Raw genomic sequence first — 20,537 nt, 5'->3', positions numbered from 1 at the left:
GACGAGGCATATGGATCAGACTTCAAACAAGCCCGATGCCGGCGCGCTACGTCGCGCTCGCATCTTGGGCGGTCCCCTGTTTCGAACCCTGCTGTCGCTCGGGATACCCACCATAGCCGTATTGATCGCTCAGACATGCGTCGGCGTGCTGGAGACGTGGTACGTGAGTTTTCTCGGTACCGATTCGCTGGTCGGCGTGTCGCTTGTTTTCCCCATCTCGATGTTGATGACGATGATGTCCAACGGCGGCATTGGGGGTGGCGTTGCGTCCGCCGTGGCTCGAGCAATTGGCGGCGGCAAACGGCGCGAAGCCGATGCGCTCGTCCTGCATGCGATTGTCGTGGCCGTGGTGCTCGGCGGCCTTTTCACGATATTGGCGTGGTGCTACGGTCCCGAGTTGTATGCCGCACTCGGCGGCCGGGGGCCGGGCCTCGCCGCGGCGGTGACCTATTCAAACTACGTATTCGCTGGCGCCATACCAGTCTGGATCGTCAACATGCTGTGCGCAGCTCTGCGAGGTAGCGGGAACGTCAGGATTCCCGCTATCACGACTTTCGCCGGTGCGCTGGTGCTGATTCCGCTTTCGCCCTTGCTGATTTTCGGCATAGGCGCTGTACCCGGCCTGGGCATTGCCGGTGCAGGTATTGCCGTCTCCCTTTATTACAGCATTGCAGCCGTCGCGCTTCTGGTCTACATGGCCAGGGGGCACGCCGGATTGGTCCTGACGCGCGCGACGCTGAATCGACGTTCCTTCTCGGACATTCTTCGGGTCGGGGCACTCTCGTCGATAGGTGCGCTGCAACTGAATCTGATGGTCGTATTGCTGACCGCGGTGGTCGGGCGTTTTGGCCAGGCTGCGCTGGCCGGCTACGGCATCGCTTCACGACTCGACTACGTCTTGATACCGCTGCTGTTTGGTCTGGGTACCGCTGTGCTGACCGTCGTCGGGACGTGCATGGGAGCGGGCGACATCGCACGGGCCAGACGAGCCACATGGCTCGGTATTGCGATGGGAGCCGGCTTCACGCAGATCATCGGGCTGGTCGTTGCCATCCATCCCCCTGTCTGGCTGGGTCTGTTCACGCATGACACGGCCGCGACCCATTTCGGAGACCTTTATTTGAGGATCATCGCGCCACTCTACGGTCTGGTCGGCGTGTCTTTCATCCTCTCGTTTGCGGCCCAGGGCATCGGCCGTCCTTTCTGGACAATCCTGGGTGGAACGGCTCGCTTGCTTATTGCAGCCGGTGGTGGATGGCTGGCCGTCAATCAGTTGGGCGGTGGCATGGGGACGCTATCTGCCTTCGTCGCAGCGGGGACGGTCGGTTCAGCGCTGGTGTGCGCGGCCACGATGGTGCCCAAACGTATCTGGACTCGGGTCGAGGTGTGACGGATTGCGCAACGGCCTGCCGTTATCGATCGGCAATATTTGGAGAATTGTGAAATGAATCGTACCGTCATCGCGGGTTATGTTCGCACGCCTTTCGCATTTGCACGCAAGGGGCCCTTTCACGCAACGCGTCCGGATGATCTCGCCGCCGTCGCACTTGCCGAATTGGTCCGCCGCAGCGGAATCGATCCACATCTGATCGAGGATGTGCTGATGGGGTGCGCCTATCCCGAGGGCGCTCAGGGCGACAACGTCGCACGTATCGCATCGCTGCTCGCAGGACTGCCCGTTCAAATCGGTGCCGCGACCGTGAATCGCTTTTGCGGCTCATCGATGTATGCCATCCACATGGCAGCCGGACAAATAGCCATCGGTGCCGGCGAAGCGTTCATCGCGGCCGGTGTCGAGAGCATGACGATGGTGCCGCAAGGCGGCTTGTCGGCGTCTCGGAATCCGCGTTTCGCTTCGAGAGAACATCCCGATGCGGACGTTCCGACCCAGGCGTACACGCCAATGGGCGTCACTGCCGAAAACGTGGCGGCACGCTGGAATATCTCGCGTGAGCAACAAGACGCGTTCGCCGTCGAGTCTCAGCGCAAGGCTGCACTCGCGCAAGCCGAAGGTCGTCTGGACGATGAGCTTGTGCCGGTGACCACGCCTGATGGCACCGTGATCGATCGCGATCTCTGTCTGCGTCCGCAGACTTCGCTCGAAGGGCTCGCTGCGCTGAAACCTGCGTTCGGGGAAGGCGGCACAGTAACGGCTGGTACCGCCTCGCCTTTGACAGATGGTGCAGTTGCCGTACTTGTCACGTCGGAAGCATTCGCGCGACAGCATGGGCTCGACATGCTGGCCCGCGTACGGTCGACTGCAATTGCGGGCCTTGAACCCGAAATCATGGGGATGGGGCCGGTACACGCAACTCGCAAGGCACTTGCGCGTGCTGGTTTGCGCATCGAGGACATGGATGTGATCGAAATCAACGAAGCCTTTGCCTCGCAAGCGATCGCATGTATGCGCGAGCTCGATATCCGTCCCGATCGAACCAATATCGACGGCGGAGCAATCGCGCTTGGCCATCCGCTCGGTGCAACTGGAGCACGGATCACGGCCAAGGCAGCAACGCTGCTGCGTCGTGTCAATGGTCGTTACGCACTTGCCACGCAATGTATCGGTGGAGGACAAGGGATCGCGACTGTTCTCGAAGCGGTGTAGTCAGTGCACGGAGGGTGGTGCAAGCCACGAATGCATCATGCATCTCTGGTGGGAAGTGTGGATGGTGTCGGTCGATCGGTGAAGGCGGGGTCTTCACTCGCGACCAGACGGTTCCGTACATCGAGTGCCAAGGAAACCATTCGGTCTGGTGTCCGGATCGGGATCCTCAGCGGCAAGGACCCTGGGTGCACGTCAGTCATAACGGGCGGACCACGTATGTCCGGACCGTCGCCGACGGACGCTGGACGGACAACTTGCTCGCTCTTCGCGACCGGTAAGCAATTTTGAACAGCAATGGAGAAGACTCGTGATCGATAAAATTTTTGTCGTGCGTCGCTTGGACGAAGGTGATTACGCGGTTCGTCGCCCGAATTTCCAGCGAGCGGGCGTGATTGCCTCGACGCAACGAGAGGCAATCGAGCGTGCCCGTGAACTTAACCCGAGTGGCCCGGTGCTCGTCGAACGGGTGCGGACGACGGGGGGCGGGAAGCCGGATAAGTGGCGTAAGCCCTGAGTCCTGGCGCAGACGGGAGTCTGTCAACGCGGGGCCAGCGGAAAGCTACTAACGAAAGAGCGCGGAAGCGGTTCGGGAGTCAAATTTCGCTACACTTCGCAATCTGGCTTTTACAAACTTAGTTTGGCGGGTCGTCGAGATCATTGAAAAATCAAATGGTTACCGGAAACGTTTTGTCGTGGCATGTTCCGCTAACCGTTCTGATCGTCACGTCGGTATTCGGCACAGGAAGGGGCCCGAATGTCCGGGCCAGGCGCATTGCCTGGCGTGGATCTTCGGGTCTTTTTTCGTTAACGTTCCTCACGCGCGAGGCCGAACGTGGCTGACGCACTTCCCGACATCATCGCCCCGCATCTCGACGTGCTGTTCTGCGGGATCAATCCCGGCATGACCGCGGCCGCGACCGGCCATCACTTCGCGGGAAGGAGCAACCGCTTCTGGCGCGTGCTGCATCTCGCGGGTTTCACGCCGGACGAAATCGCGCCGCAGGACGACCGGACGATACTCGGATACGGCTGCGGGCTGACGGCGGTCGTGCCGCGGCCGACGGCGAGTGCAGATCAGTTGTCGCACGACGAATTCGTCGCCGCCGCGGACGTCTTCGAGCAGAAGCTCGAACGTTACGCGCCGCGCTTCGTCGCGTTCCTGGGCAAGGCCGCCTACGCGGCGCTGTCCGGGCAGCGCGAGATCGCATGGGGGCTGCAACCGGCATGCATGCGGCGCGCGGCCGTCTGGATCCTGCCGAACCCGAGCGGCAGAAACCGCGCGTTCAGTCTCGACGAACTGGTCGACGCATATCGTCAGCTTCGTCTGGCGGCACTAGCGGTTTCCGGCAGCGGAGCCGGAGGTACGGAATGACGCGAAATAAGCGCGCACCGGACTGGCCGGGCACGTTGTTGCCGCGCGCGTTCTTCGATCGCCCGGCCACTGAAGTCGCGCCGCAATTGCTGAACAAGATCCTCGCGGCCGCGGACGGCCGCGCCGGCCGGATCGTCGAAGTGGAAGCCTATGCCGGCGCGATCGACCCGGCCGCGCACACGTACCGCGGCAAGACGCCGCGCAATGCGACGATGTTCGGGCCGCCCGGGCATATGTACGTCTATTTCACCTACGGGATGCACTGGTGCTGCAATTGCGTGTGCGGGCCGGACGGCACCGGCACGGGCGTGCTGATCCGGGCGCTGGAGCCGCTGCGCGGGCTCGAACGGATGCGCGCGGCACGGCCGCCGCTGACACGCGATCGCGATCTGTGCCGCGGGCCGGCGCGGCTGACCCAGGCGCTCGGTATCGGCGGCGCGCAGGATGGCATCGACCTGGTCGTTGCCCGCGACGGCTTCGCGATCGTGGACGACGGCATGGCGCCGCCCGCGAATCTGGCGGGCGGGCCGCGCATCGGCATTCGCGTCGGCACGGATCTGCCGTGGCGGTGGAGCGTGCCGGGCAACCGTTATGTATCGGGCGCGTTGCCGCGCATCTGACGGATGTCACGCGGCCGCCATGATTGACCGGCTAAGCTGGATCTTTCGACGTTTCGATCGAAGGGGACACAATGCGGCGGGTCGTATTCAACCAGAAGGGCGGCGTGGGCAAATCGACGATCGTCTGCAACCTGGCGGCGATCAGCGCGAGCGAAGGGCTGCGCACGCTCGTCATCGACCTCGACGCGCAGGCGAATTCCACGCGTTACCTGCTCGGCGACGGCGCGGCCGACGCGCATCCCGGCGTCGCCGAATTCTTCGAGACCGCGCTGACGTTCAACTTCCGGCCGGTCGACGTCGCGTCGTTCATCCACCCGAGCCCGTTCGAAGGTCTCGACGTGATGCCCGCGCATCCGGATCTCGACACGCTGCACGGCAAGCTGGAATCGCGCTACAAGATCTACAAGCTGCGCGATGCGCTGAACGAACTCGACACCTACGATGCCGTCTACATCGACACGCCGCCCGCGCTGAACTTCTACACGCGCTCGGCGCTGATCGCGGTCGAGCGCTGCCTGATCCCGTTCGACTGCGATGACTTCTCGCGTCGCGCGCTGTACACGCTGCTCGAGAACGTGAGGGAAATCCAGCAGGACCACAACGCGGCGCTCGAGGTCGAAGGGATCGTCATCAATCAATTCCAGCCGCGCGCGAGCCTGCCGCAGCGGCTGGTCGACGAACTCGTCGACGAAGGGCTGCCGGTGCTGGCGTCGAGGCTGTCGGCGTCGGTGAAGATCCGCGAATCGCATCAGCAGTCGACGCCGGTGATCCATCTCGAACCGGCGCACAAGCTCGCGCAGGAGTTTCGCGCGCTGCATCGCGAATTGGCCGGGTAAGGCCGGCGCCCCAATCGTATGTCGTAATTCATCGGATCATTGAATTCGTCATTAATAATCCCGGAAACGGTTTCAAAATAAATCTGTAAAAACGATTACACGGATGGCGTTATCCGTTTCAATGCCGACCTTTTTTCTAATGACGGGAATAATGACGGGGTAAATGTTGCGGATCGTCGCGATGCGTTATGCTGCAAAAAGGTAAAAATCATTCCGAAACAGCGGCTTGCGAACCGGCCCCCGTTGTGTACGGCTGCCCGGGCGCCGACAGCCGCTCTGAAGGATAAGGGTTTTCACCTAGCATTAATGCCACTTAATTGACAATTAATGCCTCTAGAATGGCGATCCTCAACTTCCCGCATTCAATGACGCGCGGGTCGTGAATAAGGGAGCAGGCGCTCGACCTGGTTCCCGTTTTCTTTACGTCGTCTCTCGCATTGCCAACAGGAGCGTGCCCGATGTCCGTATTTGCCCCCGAAAAATTCGCCGCCGATTATCAGTCTGGAATTGCCGCGTGGTTCGCAATTGCCCGCCCGGCAATCCACGGTTTCGAGGCCGTCGTCGAACTCAACCTGCAAGCGACCAAGACGGCGCTCGAAGAGTACGAGGACAAGCTGAAGAACGCATTCAACGCCAGCAACCCGGCCGCGGGCTTCGCGCAGCAAGTGGCTGCACCGCAGGAAGCCGCCGGCAAGGCCGTCGCGTACAGCCGCCATCTGTTCGACATCGCGGTGTCGACGCAGGCCGAGTGGGCGAAGGTCGCGCAAGCGCAGTACGAGCAGACCGACAAGCGCGTGAAGGATGTGTTCGGCGAACTGACGAAGCATGCGCCGGCCGGCTCGGCGCCGGTGGTTGCCGCGCTGAACTCGGCGCTGTCCGCAGCGACGGCCGCGGCCGACTCCGTGCGCGCAGCGGCGGGGCAGGCGATCGAAGCCGCGCAAAGCGGTTTCGACGCGGTCAGCGAAACGGCGGCGCGCGGCGGCAAGCAGACGGCCGCCGCAGCACGCAAGGAAGCCGCTTCGCGCGAATCGGCAGCATGACCGCGTGTCGCGCATCGGCGCGACACGATTGACCGGCGCCGGACGGCGTCGGCCGCCGCGTGTGCCGCGTGGCGGTCGGCGAACGTCCGGTTCGCCGCGGCGTGCCCGGGCACGGCTGGATCATGCGGGCCTGCCGCGCGCATGAGCGCGTGAACATGCAGCCCCATCCAGGGCGCGTGGCGCTTGCGCGCCACGGTCGCCATGCCGGCACCGGCACGCAATATACGGATCGACCCACTGATTTCGATGCAGGAATTGAACATGACGGACGTAGTGATCGTATCGGCCGCGCGGACCGCGGTCGGCAAATTCGGCGGCTCGCTGGCGAAGGTTGCAGCACCGGAACTGGGCGCGACGGTGATTCGCGCGGTGCTGGAGCGCTCGGGCGTGAAGCCCGATCAGGTGAGCGAAGTGATCATGGGTCAGGTGCTGGCGGCAGGCTCGGGGCAGAACCCGGCGCGCCAGTCGCTGATCAAGGCCGGCCTGCCGAATGCGGTGCCGGGGATGACGATCAACAAGGTGTGCGGCTCGGGCCTGAAGGCCGTGATGCTGGCAGCGAACGCGATCGCGGCGGGCGACGCGGAGATCGTGATCGCAGGCGGCCAGGAAAACATGAGCGCGTCGCCGCACGTGCTGCCGGGCTCGCGCGACGGGTTCCGGATGGGTGACGCGAAGCTGGTCGACACGATGATCGTCGATGGCCTGTGGGACGTGTACAACCAGTACCACATGGGTATCACGGCGGAGAACGTCGCGAAGGAATACGGGATCACGCGCGAAGAGCAGGACGCATTCGCGGCGCTGTCGCAGAACAAGGCGGAAGCCGCGCAGAAGGCCGGCCGTTTCAACGACGAGATCGTGCCGGTGTCGATACCGCAGCGCAAGGGCGAGCCGCTGCAGTTCGCGACGGACGAATTCGTGCGTCACGGCGTGACGGCGGAATCGCTGTCGGGCCTGAAGCCGGCGTTCTCGAAGGACGGCTCGGTGACGGCGGCGAACGCGTCGGGTCTGAACGACGGCGCGGCGGCGGTGCTGGTGATGTCGGCGCAGAAGGCGGCGGCCCTGGGGCTGACGCCGCTTGCGCGGATCAAGGCGTACGCGAACGCGGGTGTGGATCCGAGCGTGATGGGGATGGGTCCGGTGCCGGCCTCGCGCCGTTGCCTGGAGCGTGCGGGGTGGACGCCGGGCGACCTGGACCTGATGGAAATCAACGAGGCATTCGCGGCGCAGGCGCTGGCGGTGCACAAGCAGATGGGCTGGGACACGTCGAAGGTGAACGTGAACGGCGGCGCGATCGCGATCGGCCACCCGATCGGCGCATCGGGCTGCCGGATCCTGGTGACGCTGCTGCACGAGATGGTCAAGCGCGACGCGAAGCGCGGGCTGGCGTCGCTGTGCATCGGCGGCGGGATGGGCGTCGCACTCGCGGTCGAACGCGGCTGAGCAGGGCGTCGCGCAGAGGTCTGACGACGATATCGCGCGGAACAGGCAACCAACAACAAGCGTGATGTTCCGGTGCGCGCCCGCCCGTAAAGGGTGGCCGCGCATCGCAGCGGTGGGGCGGCAGCATGTGCCATGCCGTCGCTCCGCATCATTGACTACTTTTTTTGTCGGTAACTTATAGGATGACTAAGCGAATTGCGGTTGTGACAGGTGGAATGGGCGGTCTTGGTGAAGCGGTCAGCATCCGGCTGCACGATGCGGGTCACCAGGTCGTCGTCACGTATTCGCCGAACAATGCCGGCGCCGATCGCTGGCTGACCGAGATGCACGCGGCCGGCCGCGCATTCCACGCATATCCGGTCGACGTGGCCGATCACGACTCGTGCCAGCAGTGCATCGAGAAGATCGCCGGGGACGTCGGCGCGGTCGACATCCTGGTGAACAACGCGGGCATCACGCGCGACATGACGCTGCGCAAGCTCGACAAGGTCAACTGGGATGCGGTGATCCGCACCAACCTCGATTCCGTGTTCAACATGACCAAGCCGGTCTGCGACAGCATGGTCGAGCGCGGTTGGGGGCGCATCGTCAACATCTCGTCGGTCAACGGCTCGAAGGGCTCGGTCGGTCAGACCAACTACGCGGCCGCGAAGGCGGGCATGCACGGCTTCACGAAATCGCTCGCGCTCGAGATCGCGCGCAAGGGCGTGACGGTGAACACGGTGTCGCCGGGCTACCTCGCGACGAAGATGGTGACGGCGATCCCGCAGGACATCCTCGATACGAAGATCCTTCCGCAGATTCCGGCGGGACGGCTCGGTCAGCCGGAGGAAGTCGCGGCGCTGGTCGCGTATCTCTGCTCCGAGGAAGCGGGCTTCGTGACGGGCTCCAACATCGCGATCAACGGCGGCCAGCACATGCACTGACGCGCGGCGGCCCGGCGGCGTTCGCGCGCGTGTCCGGGCCGCGCTCCCGCTGTATCCAGCGCCGGGGCGGCGCGCACGCGCGCGGCACCGGCCTCGCATTCCGGAGGACGCATGGGCGACACCTGGATGGGACTCGCGATCGGCGGCTCGGCACTGGCCGTCGCGCTGACGATGGCGATCGCGCTTCACTGGCTGGAGCGGCGCCGCGCGCGGCTGCTGCGCAACTTCGATCATCGCGATTGCTGGCTCGTCGCGTACGGCAAGCGCCTCGCGCGCGGGCCGGCGCGCCGCACCCGCGGCGGCGCGCGATAAAGGCGGCGGTGCGATTCGCGCGTCTGCCGCATCTCGCCGCTCGCGCATCCGATCGGCGATGCGCGAGCCGCCCGCGTTCAATCGCTCTTCTTCTGCGCGCCTTCGCCCGAATCGCTCTTGTGGAAGATCCGCTTCGTCGTGCGCTTGGTGGCATCCCAGCCTTCGCGCGACGCATGCGCGATGCCGTGGCCGACCGTCTTCGCGGCGCTCGCGGTCGCATGACCGAAGCCGCGTGCGGCCTCGCCGGTCTTGTGGGCGGCTTCCTTCGAATCCCGTTTGATGTCCTGCTTCACTTCGGACATGTCCGCGTGCGCGATCGGGCTGATCAGCGCGAGAACGAGCGCGGTGCGAATGAACTGACGTGCTTTCACGACCTGATTTCCTTGGGCAAATTCATCGGGGATCGGCGTCGCCGGCCGGCGACGGACGAAATGCGCTGGCCGCCGATGCATCGAGCATCACGGCGGCACGGCCGCTGAGCAGCATGCGCTCGCCGCAGCGCAGCGCGAAGCCGTACAGCACGGAACGGTTATCGCCGCCGATGCGCTCGGCCTCGATGGTCAGCGGCAACGCGAACGTGTCGAGCCGGTCGACGAACGCGTCGACGTTGCGCACGCTGGCGAGATAGCCGACGCGCGGGCGCGTTTGTTCCGCTTGTTCCGGTCGCTCCGCCTGCTGCGTGCCGAGCAGCGCGCCGTGCACGGCCATCGCCTGCGCGGCATATTCGATTCCGCAGACCGACGCGAGCCGGCCTTGCGAACGCAGCGGATTGTGCGGATCGCGATGGCTCGTCGCGCTGCAGCGGATGCGTGCGGCATCCCATGCATCGACGCGATCGAGCAGGCACATCGCGCCGTCGTGCGGGATATGCGCGGCGATCCACGCTTGATCGAGCGCGGGTATTCGTGACGATGCGGGCGTGGTCATCGCGCGTGCTCCGCCGCGCCATCCGGCATCGCGACATCGACCTGCACGCGCGTATCGGGCAGATAGTCGAGCACGACCCGCGCCGGGCGCCGCGCGGCGAGCGCGTCGAGCAGCGGCAGCGCGCGCGCGGCCGGATTGCCGGTGCGCAGCGCTTCGAACTCGGCGTTCGCGAGCGTGGTCGCCGGTGCGTCGGTCAGTTGCACGTCGATGCGCGCGAGCGCGCGCCCGGTCGCGTCGGGTGCGAGCACGAGCGCGACGCCGAATGCGTCGACGATCGGCCGCACCGCGTGCAGCGGCTCCGGATAGTCGGTGTCGTACGCGATCAGCAGGCTCGGAACGCGGTCGACCGCGACCTGGCACAGGCTTTCGAGCAGGCCCGCGCAAAAGCTGCCGTCGTGCGCGCACAGCACGTTCGACGTCGCCATCGCACGCGCCGCGATGCTCCAGTAGCCGGCCGGCGCGTTGTGCACGGAGTTGTGGAACCGCGTGGGCGACAGCTGGCGATCGTCGCCGGCGAGCGTTTCGCAGATCGCGTGGCAATTCTGGCCGTCGCCGCCGGATGCGCTGAACACGGTCGCGAGCGCGGCGGCGTCGCGCCCGCTCGCGGCCGCCGCTTCGTGACCGACCGCGAGCGCGACGCGCACGACGGGGCCGGTGCGGCGGCGTTCCGCCGGCGGCAGGCCGGCCGGCGGCGGCAGCACGGTGCGCGCGTTCGCATAGGCTGCGCGGCCCGCGAGCACGTCGGCCGCGTGCGGCCAGTCGTTCAGTCCCGGCCCGATCAGGCCGACGCTTTCGATGAAGGCGGTCAGCATCATGTCGGCTCCCGGCGGCTGGCAGGCTCGGCGCGGCCGAGGATCAGGCTGCAGTTCGTGCCGCCGAAGCCGAACGAATTGGACAGGACGGCGCGAATGCGCGCGTCGCGGCTGGCGAGCACGTAATCGGCGGCCAGCGCCGGGTCGGGTTGCGTCGTGTTGACGCCGGCCGGCACGAACTGCTCGCGCAACGCGAGCGCGGCGACGACGGCTTCGAGCGCGCCGGCGGCGCCGAGCGTATGGCCGGTCGCGCCCTTGGTCGAGCTGCACGGCGTGCGCGCGAGCAGCGCGCCGACGGCGTGGCTTTCGGCGGCGTCGTTGCTGGGCGTCGCGGTGCCATGCAGGTTCACGTAGTCGATCCCGCTCGCGTCGAGGCCGGCCGATGCGAGCGCCTGTTCGATCGCGATGCGCGCGCCGAGTCCTTCAGGGTGTGGCGACGACATGTGATGCGCGTCGCTCGATTCGCCGATACCGAGCAGCAGGATCGCGTCGTCGTCGAGCGCGGCGGGCGAATCGGGCACGCGTTCGAGCAGCGCGAACGCGGCGGCCTCGCCGATCGAGATGCCGTCGCGCGCGACGTCGAACGGCCGGCACGGCCGGCGCGACAGCAGTTCGAGCGAATTGAAGCCGTACAGCGTCGTGAGGCACAACGAATCGACGCCGCCGACGACGGCCGCGTCGATCAGCCCCGCGTCGATCATCCGGCGTGCGGAGCCGAACACCTTGGCGCCCGACGAGCACGCGGACGAGATCGCCGTCGCGGGCCCGCGCAGCGCGAAATACGCGCGCACGAACGCGGCGACCGAATACGGGTTGTGCGTGTGCGCATAGCGGAACACGGCCGGCAGCGCGCCGCTTGCCGGATCGCGATGCGCGTACGCGCGCTCGGTTTCGAGGATGCCGGACGTGCTCGTGCCGATGAACACGCCGACGCGCGCCGCGCCGTAGCGCGATACGGCCGCCGCGACGTGCGCGTCGAAGCCGTCCTGGACGAGGCCGAGTTGCGCGAGGCGGTTGTTGCGGCAGTCGAAGTCGGCGAGATCCGCGCGCACGGGCTGCGCATCGACGCCGTCCACGGCGCCGATCCACGTGTCGAGATCGGCGCGTTCGAAGTGGCACGGCACGAGGCCGCCGCGCGCGTTGCGCAGTGCGTCGAGCGTCGCGTCGAGGCCGCGGCCGATGCAGCTGGTGGCGGTGAAGTGCGAGAGCAGGAGAGGTTTCACGAAGGTCGCATCCGGTGGCCGGAACGGGCGCCGCAGCGAGGCTGGCGGGCGCGCCGGGCGTGGTCAGATTTTATCAAGCGGGGGTGTCGCAATGCCCGTCTGGCGGGGCGGCTCGGGCCCGAGCGCGGCGCGCAGCGTGATCCAGTGCAACTGCGCGTCGGCGGCCGCGCGCAGCACCGCCGGCAGCACGTCGAGCACGACCGGCTCGCCACGCGTATCGCGGGCCGCATGGCCGTCGTGCACGAGCAGGATGTCGCGCGGTGCGAGGTCTTTCAGCAGGCGGCGCGCGACGGTGCCCGCGTCGTGTGCCCGCGTGTCGAAGCCGCGCCGCGTCCAGCTCGCGAGCTGCAGGCCGAGCTCGCACAGCACCGGTTCGAGAAACGGATTGCGCAGGCCGGCCGGCGCGCGGAAGAACCGCGGGCGCGTGCCGGCGATGTCGGTCAGCGTCTGCTGCGCGGCTGCGATCTCGCGCCGCAGCGCGGCGGGCCCCGACAGCGAGAACGTATGCCGGTGCCGCTGGCTGTGATTCTCGATCGCATGGCCGCGCGCGACGATCGCTTCGATCCACTGCGGATGGCGGCGCGCGAGATCGCCGATGCAGAAGAAGGTTGCGCGCGCATCGTAGCGGTCGAGCAGGTCGAGTACGCGCGGCGTGACGTCCGGGTCCGGGCCGTCGTCGATCGTCAGTGCGATCCGGCGGCCGGCGCCGGCGGGCAGGCGCGTCCAGTTCGGGCCGAGCAGCGTGCTGCGCGGCCACAGGCCCGCGGCGGTCAATGCGAGATGCGACGCGACCACGCCGCCGGCGGCCCACGTCCACGTGGCCGGCTGTGCGACCACGGTCGCGAGCGCGCCGACGTGCAGCGCGGCCGTGCCCGTAATCAGCGGCGTCGGCTTCCAGCGGCGTGCATCGTCAACGGACGAAACGGATGCGCGCGCGTTCATGCATGCCCTCCTGTCGGATGCGGTCGCGGGCTATCGGTGCGCGGCGTGTGCGGCGCGAGAATCGCCGCGAACGCGAGCGCCAGCATCGCGCCGGGGCCGACGGTCAGCCCGAAGGTTTCGAGCAGCGGCACGCTCGACAGCGCGAGCAGTCCGAAGCCGGCGACGGTTGCGAGGTTCGCGATCAGCAGCGACACGAGCGTGTACGGCGTGACCGGCTGCGCATCGTCGCGCTTGCAGAAGAACAGCGCGTAGTTCGAGCCGACCGCGACGATCAGCAGCATCCCGACGAGGTGCAGGATCGTCAGTTGCACGCCGGCGAGCGCGAAGCCGGCGGCCACGACGAGCACGGCTGCGACGAGCGGTGCGAGCGCGCGCGCACCGCGTCGCGGCGAGCGCAGCGCGATCAGCAGCAGCACGGCGATCGCCGCGAAGCCCGCGAGCGACAGCCGGATGTCCTCGTGCACGTAATCCACGTACAGGCGATCGGCCTCGGCCTTCATGTCGACGAACAGCGCATCGGGCACGCCGGCGCGCGCGACGGCCGCGCGGATCGGCGCGGTATCCAGACCGGGCGACGGCTGCGTGGCGGTGCGCGCGACGTCCGGTGCGCGCAGCGGCAGCATCGCGCTCCAGCGGCCGGCGCGCTCGGTCAGCAACGCGTCGACGGCGAGCGCCATCGACGTGCCGCGCAGATCCGCGCGCGTGAGCAGCGGCGCGTGACGCGCGGCGTCGACATCGGCGATGAACGGGGCGAACAGCCCGGGCTTGACCGCGATCGGCTGGTTCTCGACCGCGTCACGCATCCTTGCGGCAAGCACATCGGGCGCCGGCAGGCTCGCCTGGCGCGCGCGCTGCGCAGCGTCGCTCGGCAGGTAGCGCGCGGGACTTTCGAAGCCCGCGAGCGCACCGCGATCGACGAGCGGCTGCAATTGCGCGGCGACGTGTTCCGCGCGTTCGAGCGCAGCCTGTTCGGTCGGCGCGGAAATCACGACGAGGTAGCGCACGTCCGGTGCGCCGACGTCGGCGCGCAGGCGCGCGTCGAGCGCCTGCGCGCGGGCGGGAACGGGACTCAGCGCGGCGAGCTCGCGGCTCCACAGGCCGCCTCGATGCAGCACGAGCGTCGCGCACGCGGCGAGCACGAGCACGGCGAGCGGCCAGCGCAGCCGCGGCGCCGCATCGGCCGCGCGTGCGAGCACGGCGCCCGCGCGCGACACGTCGCGAATCGCGACGTGCTCGCCGCGCAGGTGCGGCAGCACGAAGCGCGTGACGAGCGCGGCGGACGTCAGCCCGGCGATCGAATACAGCCCGAGCTGCACGAGGCCGGGGAAGCCCGAGAACAGCATCGACGCGAAGCCGCACACGGACGTCAGCACGCCGAGCCGGATCGTCGGCCAGTATGCGGCGATCCAGGCGCGCGTCGCGTCGGCGGGCCGTTCGGCGCCGCGCGCCGCACCCGGTGCCGATTGCACGAACAGGTAGATCGAATAGTCGACGGCTTCGCCGATCAGCGTCGTGCCGAAGCCGAGCGTCAGCCCGTGGACCGTGCCGAACGCGACGCTGACCGCGGCGATGCCGGCCGCGACGCCCGTCAGCACCGGCAGCAGCCCGAGCGCGAGCGTGCGCGGCGAGCGATACAGCGTCAGCAGCAGCGCGACGATCAGCACGACGCTCGCCGTCGACAGCCGCTCGACGTCGTGCCGGATCGTGTCGCGCGTCTCGACCGAGAACACGCCGGGCCCCGTCATCGCGAGCGTGTACGCGCCCGGGTTCGGCAGCGCCTGCGTCGCGGCGGAGAACGCGCGGCGCACGGCGTCGAGCGCGCGTGCCTGCGCATCGGTGTCGGAGCCGGCGGCGGCCGTCTGTGCGACGAGCACGGCGCGCGCGCCGTCGCGCGACGCCCACACGCCGTCGCGCATGGCCGGCTGCGCGCCGCTGTCGAGCTGGTCGACGAGCGCACTGACTTCGCCGGTCGGGTCGCGCGGCAGCATCGCCTTCGCGACGAGGCCCGCCGACGAGCTCAGCAAATCGAGGCTGTTGCCGAGTGCCTGATGCAGCCCGTCGGCGCTGAAGCGCTGCGGCGTGACCGTCGGGCTCAGCGGGTAGCGATGGTCGAACACGAACTGCCGGTCGCGCGCGTCGTTCACGGCCTCGCCGTTGTTGACCGCCGAGAATTGCCGGTCCGCGCGCAGCGTGCCCGCCACGCGGCGCGACAGCGCGGCACGCGTGGTCGCGTCGCCGCCGTCGATCGCGACGAGGATCAGCCGCGACACGATGCCGTCGCGCAACTGGTCGACGAGCACGCGCTGCCCGGCGCTCGGCGCGCGCGGCAGGAACGCGGACAGGTCGGCCGTGAAGTTCGCGCGGGCGATCGCAATCCCGCATGCGACGAGCGCGAACAGCCACACGAGCACGGCGCGCCGCTGCCAAGCAGGCACGCGGCGAGCGACGGGGGCGGGCGGCCGGGCGCGTTCGTTCATCTCGTCCATCAGTTCGCGGCGACGGGTTGCAGGCGCATCAGCGAATGGTCGCCGTCGGCCTGCCGGATCGCGACGCTGCGCAGCGCGTCGCGCGTGCCTTCGAGCGTGATCGTGCTGACCGCCTTCAGCATCCGCGAATCGAGCGGCGTGAGCGTCAGCGTCCAGTCGTCGCCGCGTCCGGCGAGCGCGACCTTGTAGACCTGCTCGAGCGCGAAGCGGTTGCCGGAGAGCGTCGCGCGGATGCTGTCGATGAACGCGCCGAGTTCCGGGTAGCGCGACAGCGCGAGCGTGTACTTGTGGTTGTTGCGCTCGACGGTGAGCATGTCGCCGTCGACGACGAGATGTTCGGGCTTCGGGCTCAGCGTGTGCTTCTCGAGATGGTCGGGCGCGACGAACACGAGTTCGCCCGACGATTCGATCGGTTGCGCGGCGATCGACAGGGTCTTCGTCTCGGTGAACGTCGCGCGGCCGGATTTGTGCTGCGCGAGCGTCGACATCAGCCGGTCGAGCGTCCACGCCGAGCCGGTGTCGGCGGCATGCGCGGGCGTCGCCAGCGCGACGGCGGCCGTGACGGCGAACGTGCGCACCGCGCGGCGCAGTGCGGGCGGAAGCCAGGAGCGGTGAACGGCGGTCATGCGTCGGAATCCCTCGTGGCGGTCAGGTCGGTATGCGCGCGCGCATCGTCGCGGCGCGCGGCGATCTCGTCGCTCCGCCAGAAATCGAAATAGTTGAACCAGTTGTACGGCGCCGCGCGGCAGTACCGGTCGAGCAGCGCGACGTAGCGCGCGAGCGCCGCGTCGACGGCCGCCGCGCGCGCATCGCGGCGCACGTCGGAGAAGTCGGCGAGCGTCTCGAAGTGCACGTCGTAGCGGTTGCCGTCGCGGTAAAGGCCCGTCATGAAGAGCACCGGACGCCGCAGCATCGCGGCCATGTACAGCGGCCCGAGCGGAAACGCGGCAGGCGCGCCGAGCAGCGGCAGCCGCCGCAGCGACGCGGCCGCATCGTCGAGCAGCGTGCGGTCGGCCAGCATGCCGACCATGCAGTTCGCGTCGAGCCGCTCGCGCACTTTCAGCATCGAGTCGACCTGTCCGAGCGGAATCACTTCGGGCTTCGCGGCCGGGTTCACGGCGGCGAGCGTCGCGTTGATCTTGCGCGCGTTTTCTTCATACATCGTGACGACGACGCGCAGGTCCGGACGCGTGCGGCCGATTGCGCGCACGACTTCGAAGCTGCCGAGGTGTGCGCCCAGCATGAACGCGCCGCGCCCGCCGGCGAGCGCGTCGTCGACGAGCGTTGCGCCGTGCAGCCGGATGTCGAACAGGTCGAAGCGGCCGTTCATCAGGTAGATGCGATCGTGGATCGTCGCCGCGAACGTGAACACGTGGCGGTACACGTCGCGCCAGCGCGCGGGACGGCCGAGCGCGCGGCGCAGATAGTCGCGCGACGCCGCGCAGGCGGCCGGCGAGAACAGCACGAAATACGCGGCGATGACGTGCAGCACGACGCGCGACGGCCGTCGACCGAAGTACAGCGAGATCCACGTCATCGCGCGCAGCAGCGCGGCGTTGCTGCGCTCCTGGCGCTCGGCCCACGCGGTGCGTTTCATGGCCGCGCGCCGTTCTGCGGGCCCGGCGGGGCGGACAGCATGCCGGTCGCGACGTCGCGCGGGCCGACCCGCAGCGTGAAGCGGATCGCGCCGCCGGCCGCCGCCTCGAACGCGAGGTCGACCGGTTCGCCGGGCGCGACCGGGCTCAGGAATTTCGTGGAAGCGAGCCGCCACGTGTGCAGCGGGCGGTTCAGCGACGCGCCGAGTGCCGCGATCGCGTGATCGAGCAGCACGACGCCCGGCACGATCGGATGACCGGGGAAATGACCGGGCAGCGCCGGATGATCGGCGGGAATCGTGAACGCGAGCGGCCGCGTGTCGGCCGTGGCGGTGCGCGCGTGCCGGGCGACGAGCGCGGCGAGCACGTCGCGCGGCAGCTTGCCGGTTTCGTTGCGCGGCAATGCATCGACGAACACGAGCGGGCGCGGCATGAATGCGGAATCGATCCGTTCGCGCAGCGCGCGCTGCAGTTCGGCTGCGGCAAGCGTCGGCGCGACCACGAGCGCAACCAGACGCGTGACGGATTCGCGGTCGGCATCGCGGTCGGCCGACGCGGTGTCGTCCGGCATGAAGAACACGCCGTCGACGACGCCGGCAATCGCGTTCAATTGATGATTCAGGTACGCGAGCGACGTGCGCTTGCCGGCGATGTTGACGAGGTCGGCCTTGCGGCCGTGCAGCAGGAACCGGCCGTCGCCGAGCAGCTCGAGCGCGTCGCCCATCGGCACGGGCGTCTCGACGTGCCCGCCCGACACCCACACGGTCGGCCCGCCGTCGTCGCTCGCATGGCCGTGATCCGTTGTGTCATGCGTGTCGCGCGCGTCGAGCCGGATCTCCGGGAACAACGACCAGGCCGCGCCCTGCGACGTGCGGCGCGTGGCGATCTGGCCGGTCTCGGTGCTGCCGTAGATTTCGACGAGCGGCGCGTGGAGCGCGGCTTCGGCTTCGCGCGCGAGCTTTTCCGACAGCGGCGCGGTGGCCGACAGCACGAGCGCGGCCGGCGGCAGCGCATGGCCGGCCGACAGCAGTGCGCGCAGGTGGATCGGCGACGTGACGAGCACGCGCGGCTGCGGGATGGCCTGCAACGCCTCGCGAATGTCGACCGGGTAGAACGGCTGGCGGTTGCTGAACGCGAGGCCGCCGATCAGCGCGAGCAGCACCGTCGATTCGAAGCCGTACATGTGCTGCGCGGGCACGGTGCCGATCAGCGTGGCCGCGTCGCCGTCGAGCAGGCCGAGGCGGTCGGCCGCGGCGCGCACGCAGCCGACGAGGAAGCCCCAGGTCTTGCGGTGCGGCACCGGCGCGCCGGTCGAGCCGGACGTGAACACGTACGCCATGATCCGCGCCGCGTCGATCCGCGGCACCACGAAGTGCGCGTCGCCGGCAAGCGCGGCGGGGGCGGCGTCCGGATACGCGAAGCGCGGCAGGTCGATCGTGCAGTCCGGCGCGTCGTGCAGGCAGAACGCATCCGGCGCGAACGACGCGAGCTGGCGAACCGTTTCCGGCGTGTGCGTCGACGGCAGCAGGCTGATCCTGCCGGCGACGAGCGCCGCGCACAGGCTGACGGCGAAGCGGTAGCGGTCGCGGCACACGTTGAACACGTGGCCGCCGGCGGGCAGCGCGGCGGCCACGCGCATGACGTCGGCGACGAACGCACGCACGGTGACGGGCGAGCCGTCGCGCCAGGCGATCGTCTGGTCCGGCGAGGAATGGAATACCAGCGGGTGAGTCGGCATAAATCAACGGAAACGGAAGGCGGTGACCGGCGCGGCCGCGAAGCGGCGCCGCGCCGGTCGTGAATTCATCGTGACGGCTGCGTCGACGCGCGGTACGCACGCACCGCGTCGATCATCCGCGGCCGCGCGTCGTCGGGCAGCGCGAAGCGCCGGCACGCATGCTCGGCGGCGAACATCACGGCGACGAGCGGCAGCGACAGGTAGTTGGCGAAGGTCGACCACGCGACGATCGGCGCGGCCGCGAACATCAGCGTCGACACCGCGGCGATCGCGACGAAGAACAGCGTCCACGCGAGCGTGATGCGCCGCGTATAGCGCGCGACGGCCGGCGTGATCGTGCCGTGGATCATCGTCGCGAAGCGCGTGCAGAGCGGCATCTGGCCGGCCGCGAGCGTGCGGCCGAACAGCAGCGCCATCGCGAGGTTGAAGCTTGCGTGCTCCAGATACAAACCCCATTCGAAATGCCGCGCGAGCGGCATGCGTGCGGCCCACAGCACGGCGGCGACCAGCAGCCACGCCGGCACCAGCCATGCGCGTCGCGGCGAGCGCCACGCGGCACCGAGCGCGATCAGCAGCGGCGGCACGAGCGCCATCGCGAGGCCGAAGCCGTGCGCGCCGGGCGTCGCGGCCGCATGGTGCGCGCCGATCTGCCAGGCCGCCACCGCACCGACCGCGCCGACGCCGCGCGCGACGTTCAGCAGCGTGCTCATGGCCGCGCTCCATGCGTGCTGGGCAGGCGCGCGTTGCCGGCGGTCGCGGCATGGCGGCCACGCGGCAGGCAAAGCGGCGAGCGAGGCTGAGCGGAACGGTCGAACGGGCGCGGCATGGCGGCTGGAAACATCGGACGGATCGAGGCCCGGACGCAAGCGTCGGGCCGTTAAACATCATATGAAAGGCAGCCGGGGCAGGTGCATCGTCCGGCTGTCGTGCACGCACATTTTAGGGCCCCGGCACCGCGGTTCGGAGCAGGCGCGGCCGGGTTTTGTAACCGAATGTATGGCAGCGCGTTGAACGTTTCCCGATGACGATTCGTTTACATCCGAAGCGGCTCAAGCGTCTCGTGCGATCCGGTCCCGACAGGGGCCTCGGCGGGGCCCTTCAGTCTGTAACCATTCGCGGTATACGCGTCGATACCCATCGTCTAGAATCCGCGTAACTTTTACAAACGATCCCCAGATTACGCAGGCGGGGAAGCCGGCAGACACCGGAGGGACGGAGATTTGCACGCGCCGGGCGTGCACGACAGTTGCCGTTTCCGGGCGCCTTCCGCTGCCATGGGCCGCCTGCCCGCAAGCATGATGAACGCACTGGAACAAGAGCTCGCCACGCTGATCATCGGCGAACTGAATCTCGAAGACGTCCCGCTTGATACGGTGACGGCCGGGACCCCGCTGTACGGCGAGGGCTTCGGGCTCGACTCCATCGACATCCTGGAAATCGCGCTGCTGATCTCGAAGAAATACGGCTTCGAGCTGCGCTCGGACAATCCGGACAACAAGCAGATCTTCGCGACGCTCGGCGCGCTTGCCGGGTACGTCGCCGCCCATCGCACGAAGTGACGGCGGCGCGCGCGGTCGCGACGCGATACGCGGAGGATGACGGCATGCGGCGGCGGTTGCTGGGCGGCACGCCGCCGCGTCGATCGAGGTGGAACGCGATG

General features: G+C 68.2%; 21 protein-coding genes. 11 read left to right on the top strand and 10 right to left on the bottom strand.

Going from position 1 to position 20,537, the window contains the following annotated elements; all coding sequences use genetic code 11:
* The first annotated feature begins 10 nt into the window (after positions 1-10).
* The 10 genes from DCN14_RS29435 to DCN14_RS29385 all read left to right on the top strand — a co-directional run bounded on the left by DCN14_RS29435 (position 11) and on the right by DCN14_RS29385 (position 9,154).
* A complete protein-coding gene (locus DCN14_RS29435; RefSeq protein WP_096507343.1) occupies positions 11-1,390 on the top strand; it encodes an MATE family efflux transporter in 1,380 nt (459 codons plus the stop codon).
* Between the two features lie 54 nt (positions 1,391-1,444).
* Positions 1,445-2,605 carry a thiolase family protein gene (locus DCN14_RS29430; RefSeq protein ID WP_096507342.1) on the top strand — a complete coding sequence of 387 codons (1,161 nt, stop codon included), beginning with the start codon at positions 1,445-1,447 and terminating at the stop codon, positions 2,603-2,605.
* 307 nt (positions 2,606-2,912) lie between these two features.
* Positions 2,913-3,119 (top strand): DUF2188 domain-containing protein, encoded by a 207-nt coding sequence (locus DCN14_RS29420; protein ID WP_096507341.1) that lies wholly within the window; start codon positions 2,913-2,915, stop codon positions 3,117-3,119.
* Between the two features lie 318 nt (positions 3,120-3,437).
* A complete protein-coding gene (mug, locus tag DCN14_RS29415; protein WP_096507340.1) occupies positions 3,438-3,977 on the top strand; it encodes a G/U mismatch-specific DNA glycosylase in 540 nt (179 codons plus the stop codon).
* A complete protein-coding gene (locus DCN14_RS29410; RefSeq protein WP_096507339.1) occupies positions 3,974-4,597 on the top strand; it encodes a DNA-3-methyladenine glycosylase in 624 nt (207 codons plus the stop codon). The genes mug and DCN14_RS29410 overlap by 4 nt, the downstream gene beginning before the upstream one ends.
* Before the next feature lie 71 nt (positions 4,598-4,668).
* Complete coding sequence (locus DCN14_RS29405; RefSeq protein WP_096507338.1) at positions 4,669-5,433, top strand: ParA family protein; 765 nt, start codon at positions 4,669-4,671, stop codon at positions 5,431-5,433.
* 458 nt (positions 5,434-5,891) lie between these two features.
* A complete protein-coding gene (phaP, locus tag DCN14_RS29400) occupies positions 5,892-6,473 on the top strand; it encodes a TIGR01841 family phasin (protein ID WP_096507337.1) in 582 nt (193 codons plus the stop codon).
* Positions 6,474-6,734: 261 nt separating this feature from the next.
* Complete coding sequence (locus DCN14_RS29395) at positions 6,735-7,916, top strand: acetyl-CoA C-acetyltransferase (RefSeq protein WP_115531474.1); 1,182 nt, start codon at positions 6,735-6,737, stop codon at positions 7,914-7,916.
* 182 nt (positions 7,917-8,098) lie between these two features.
* Positions 8,099-8,842, top strand: coding sequence for an acetoacetyl-CoA reductase (gene phbB / locus DCN14_RS29390; RefSeq protein ID WP_096508669.1), 744 nt, complete (start codon positions 8,099-8,101; stop codon positions 8,840-8,842).
* 111 nt (positions 8,843-8,953) lie between these two features.
* Positions 8,954-9,154, top strand: a complete 201-nt coding sequence (locus DCN14_RS29385; protein ID WP_096508670.1) for a hypothetical protein — start codon at positions 8,954-8,956, stop codon at positions 9,152-9,154.
* Between the two features lie 77 nt (positions 9,155-9,231).
* Here DCN14_RS29385 and DCN14_RS29380 read toward each other — a convergent pair whose 3' ends face one another.
* The 10 genes from DCN14_RS29380 to DCN14_RS29335 all read right to left on the bottom strand — a co-directional run bounded on the left by DCN14_RS29380 (position 9,232) and on the right by DCN14_RS29335 (position 19,587).
* The gene (locus tag DCN14_RS29380; RefSeq protein WP_096508671.1) at positions 9,232-9,525 is read right to left on the bottom strand and encodes a hypothetical protein; all 294 of its coding nucleotides are present in this window, start codon (positions 9,523-9,525) and stop codon (positions 9,232-9,234) included.
* A 22-nt stretch (positions 9,526-9,547) separates the two neighbouring features.
* Entirely contained in the window at positions 9,548-10,081 is a 534-nt protein-coding gene (locus tag DCN14_RS29375) for a hotdog family protein (RefSeq protein WP_096508672.1), read from the bottom strand.
* Positions 10,078-10,896 (bottom strand): beta-ketoacyl synthase chain length factor, encoded by an 819-nt coding sequence (locus DCN14_RS29370; protein WP_096508673.1) that lies wholly within the window; start codon positions 10,894-10,896, stop codon positions 10,078-10,080. The genes DCN14_RS29375 and DCN14_RS29370 overlap by 4 nt, the downstream gene beginning before the upstream one ends.
* The gene (locus DCN14_RS29365) at positions 10,893-12,116 is read right to left on the bottom strand and encodes a beta-ketoacyl-[acyl-carrier-protein] synthase family protein (RefSeq protein WP_096508674.1); all 1,224 of its coding nucleotides are present in this window, start codon (positions 12,114-12,116) and stop codon (positions 10,893-10,895) included. Before DCN14_RS29365 ends, DCN14_RS29370 begins: the two co-directional genes overlap by 4 nt.
* Before the next feature lie 63 nt (positions 12,117-12,179).
* Complete coding sequence (locus DCN14_RS29360) at positions 12,180-13,058, bottom strand: polysaccharide deacetylase family protein (RefSeq protein WP_096508675.1); 879 nt, start codon at positions 13,056-13,058, stop codon at positions 12,180-12,182.
* Positions 13,055-15,535, bottom strand: coding sequence for an MMPL family transporter (locus DCN14_RS29355; protein ID WP_096508708.1), 2,481 nt, complete (start codon positions 15,533-15,535; stop codon positions 13,055-13,057). Before DCN14_RS29355 ends, DCN14_RS29360 begins: the two co-directional genes overlap by 4 nt.
* 8 nt (positions 15,536-15,543) lie before the next feature.
* Positions 15,544-16,170, bottom strand: coding sequence for an outer membrane lipoprotein carrier protein LolA (locus tag DCN14_RS29350; RefSeq protein WP_096508676.1), 627 nt, complete (start codon positions 16,168-16,170; stop codon positions 15,544-15,546).
* A complete protein-coding gene (locus DCN14_RS29345; RefSeq protein ID WP_096508677.1) occupies positions 16,167-17,141 on the bottom strand; it encodes an acyl-CoA synthetase in 975 nt (324 codons plus the stop codon). Before DCN14_RS29345 ends, DCN14_RS29350 begins: the two co-directional genes overlap by 4 nt.
* Positions 17,138-18,877 (bottom strand): AMP-binding protein, encoded by a 1,740-nt coding sequence (locus DCN14_RS29340; protein WP_096508678.1) that lies wholly within the window; start codon positions 18,875-18,877, stop codon positions 17,138-17,140. Before DCN14_RS29340 ends, DCN14_RS29345 begins: the two co-directional genes overlap by 4 nt.
* 65 nt (positions 18,878-18,942) lie before the next feature.
* Positions 18,943-19,587 carry a hypothetical protein gene (locus tag DCN14_RS29335; protein ID WP_096508679.1) on the bottom strand — a complete coding sequence of 215 codons (645 nt, stop codon included), beginning with the start codon at positions 19,585-19,587 and terminating at the stop codon, positions 18,943-18,945.
* Positions 19,588-20,151: 564 nt separating this feature from the next.
* On the opposite strand from DCN14_RS29335, the gene DCN14_RS29325 reads away from it, so the two are divergent.
* Positions 20,152-20,436, top strand: coding sequence for a phosphopantetheine-binding protein (locus DCN14_RS29325; RefSeq protein ID WP_096508681.1), 285 nt, complete (start codon positions 20,152-20,154; stop codon positions 20,434-20,436).
* The last annotated feature ends 101 nt before the right edge of the window (positions 20,437-20,537 follow it).

Origin of the sequence: Burkholderia sp. IDO3 (assembly GCF_003366075.1) — a bacterium.
GTDB classification, from domain to species: Bacteria; Pseudomonadota; Gammaproteobacteria; order Burkholderiales; family Burkholderiaceae; genus Burkholderia; species Burkholderia anthina.
This window is presented reverse-complemented; position numbering and strand designations above follow the sequence as displayed.

Bases quoted from the DNA above. Each gene is read 5' to 3' on its own strand.
- DCN14_RS29345 (WP_096508677.1), bottom strand. From the start codon at position 17,141: ATGAAACGCACCGCGTGGGCCGAGCGCCAGGAGCGCAGCAACGCCGCG.
- DCN14_RS29340 (WP_096508678.1), bottom strand. From the start codon at position 18,877: ATGCCGACTCACCCGCTGGTATTCCATTCCTCGCCGGACCAGACGATC.
- phaP (WP_096507337.1), top strand. From the start codon at position 5,892: ATGTCCGTATTTGCCCCCGAAAAATTCGCCGCCGATTATCAGTCTGGA.
- DCN14_RS29435 (WP_096507343.1), top strand. From the start codon at position 11: ATGGATCAGACTTCAAACAAGCCCGATGCCGGCGCGCTACGTCGCGCT.
- DCN14_RS29395 (WP_115531474.1), top strand. From the start codon at position 6,735: ATGACGGACGTAGTGATCGTATCGGCCGCGCGGACCGCGGTCGGCAAA.
- DCN14_RS29370 (WP_096508673.1), bottom strand. From the start codon at position 10,896: ATGATGCTGACCGCCTTCATCGAAAGCGTCGGCCTGATCGGGCCGGGA.
- DCN14_RS29360 (WP_096508675.1), bottom strand. From the start codon at position 13,058: ATGAACGCGCGCGCATCCGTTTCGTCCGTTGACGATGCACGCCGCTGG.
- DCN14_RS29325 (WP_096508681.1), top strand. From the start codon at position 20,152: ATGGGCCGCCTGCCCGCAAGCATGATGAACGCACTGGAACAAGAGCTC.
- DCN14_RS29335 (WP_096508679.1), bottom strand. From the start codon at position 19,587: ATGAGCACGCTGCTGAACGTCGCGCGCGGCGTCGGCGCGGTCGGTGCG.
- DCN14_RS29405 (WP_096507338.1), top strand. From the start codon at position 4,669: ATGCGGCGGGTCGTATTCAACCAGAAGGGCGGCGTGGGCAAATCGACG.
- DCN14_RS29375 (WP_096508672.1), bottom strand. From the start codon at position 10,081: ATGACCACGCCCGCATCGTCACGAATACCCGCGCTCGATCAAGCGTGG.
- phbB (WP_096508669.1), top strand. From the start codon at position 8,099: ATGACTAAGCGAATTGCGGTTGTGACAGGTGGAATGGGCGGTCTTGGT.
- DCN14_RS29430 (WP_096507342.1), top strand. From the start codon at position 1,445: ATGAATCGTACCGTCATCGCGGGTTATGTTCGCACGCCTTTCGCATTT.
- DCN14_RS29350 (WP_096508676.1), bottom strand. From the start codon at position 16,170: ATGACCGCCGTTCACCGCTCCTGGCTTCCGCCCGCACTGCGCCGCGCG.
- DCN14_RS29410 (WP_096507339.1), top strand. From the start codon at position 3,974: ATGACGCGAAATAAGCGCGCACCGGACTGGCCGGGCACGTTGTTGCCG.
- DCN14_RS29385 (WP_096508670.1), top strand. From the start codon at position 8,954: ATGGGCGACACCTGGATGGGACTCGCGATCGGCGGCTCGGCACTGGCC.
- DCN14_RS29355 (WP_096508708.1), bottom strand. From the start codon at position 15,535: ATGAACGAACGCGCCCGGCCGCCCGCCCCCGTCGCTCGCCGCGTGCCT.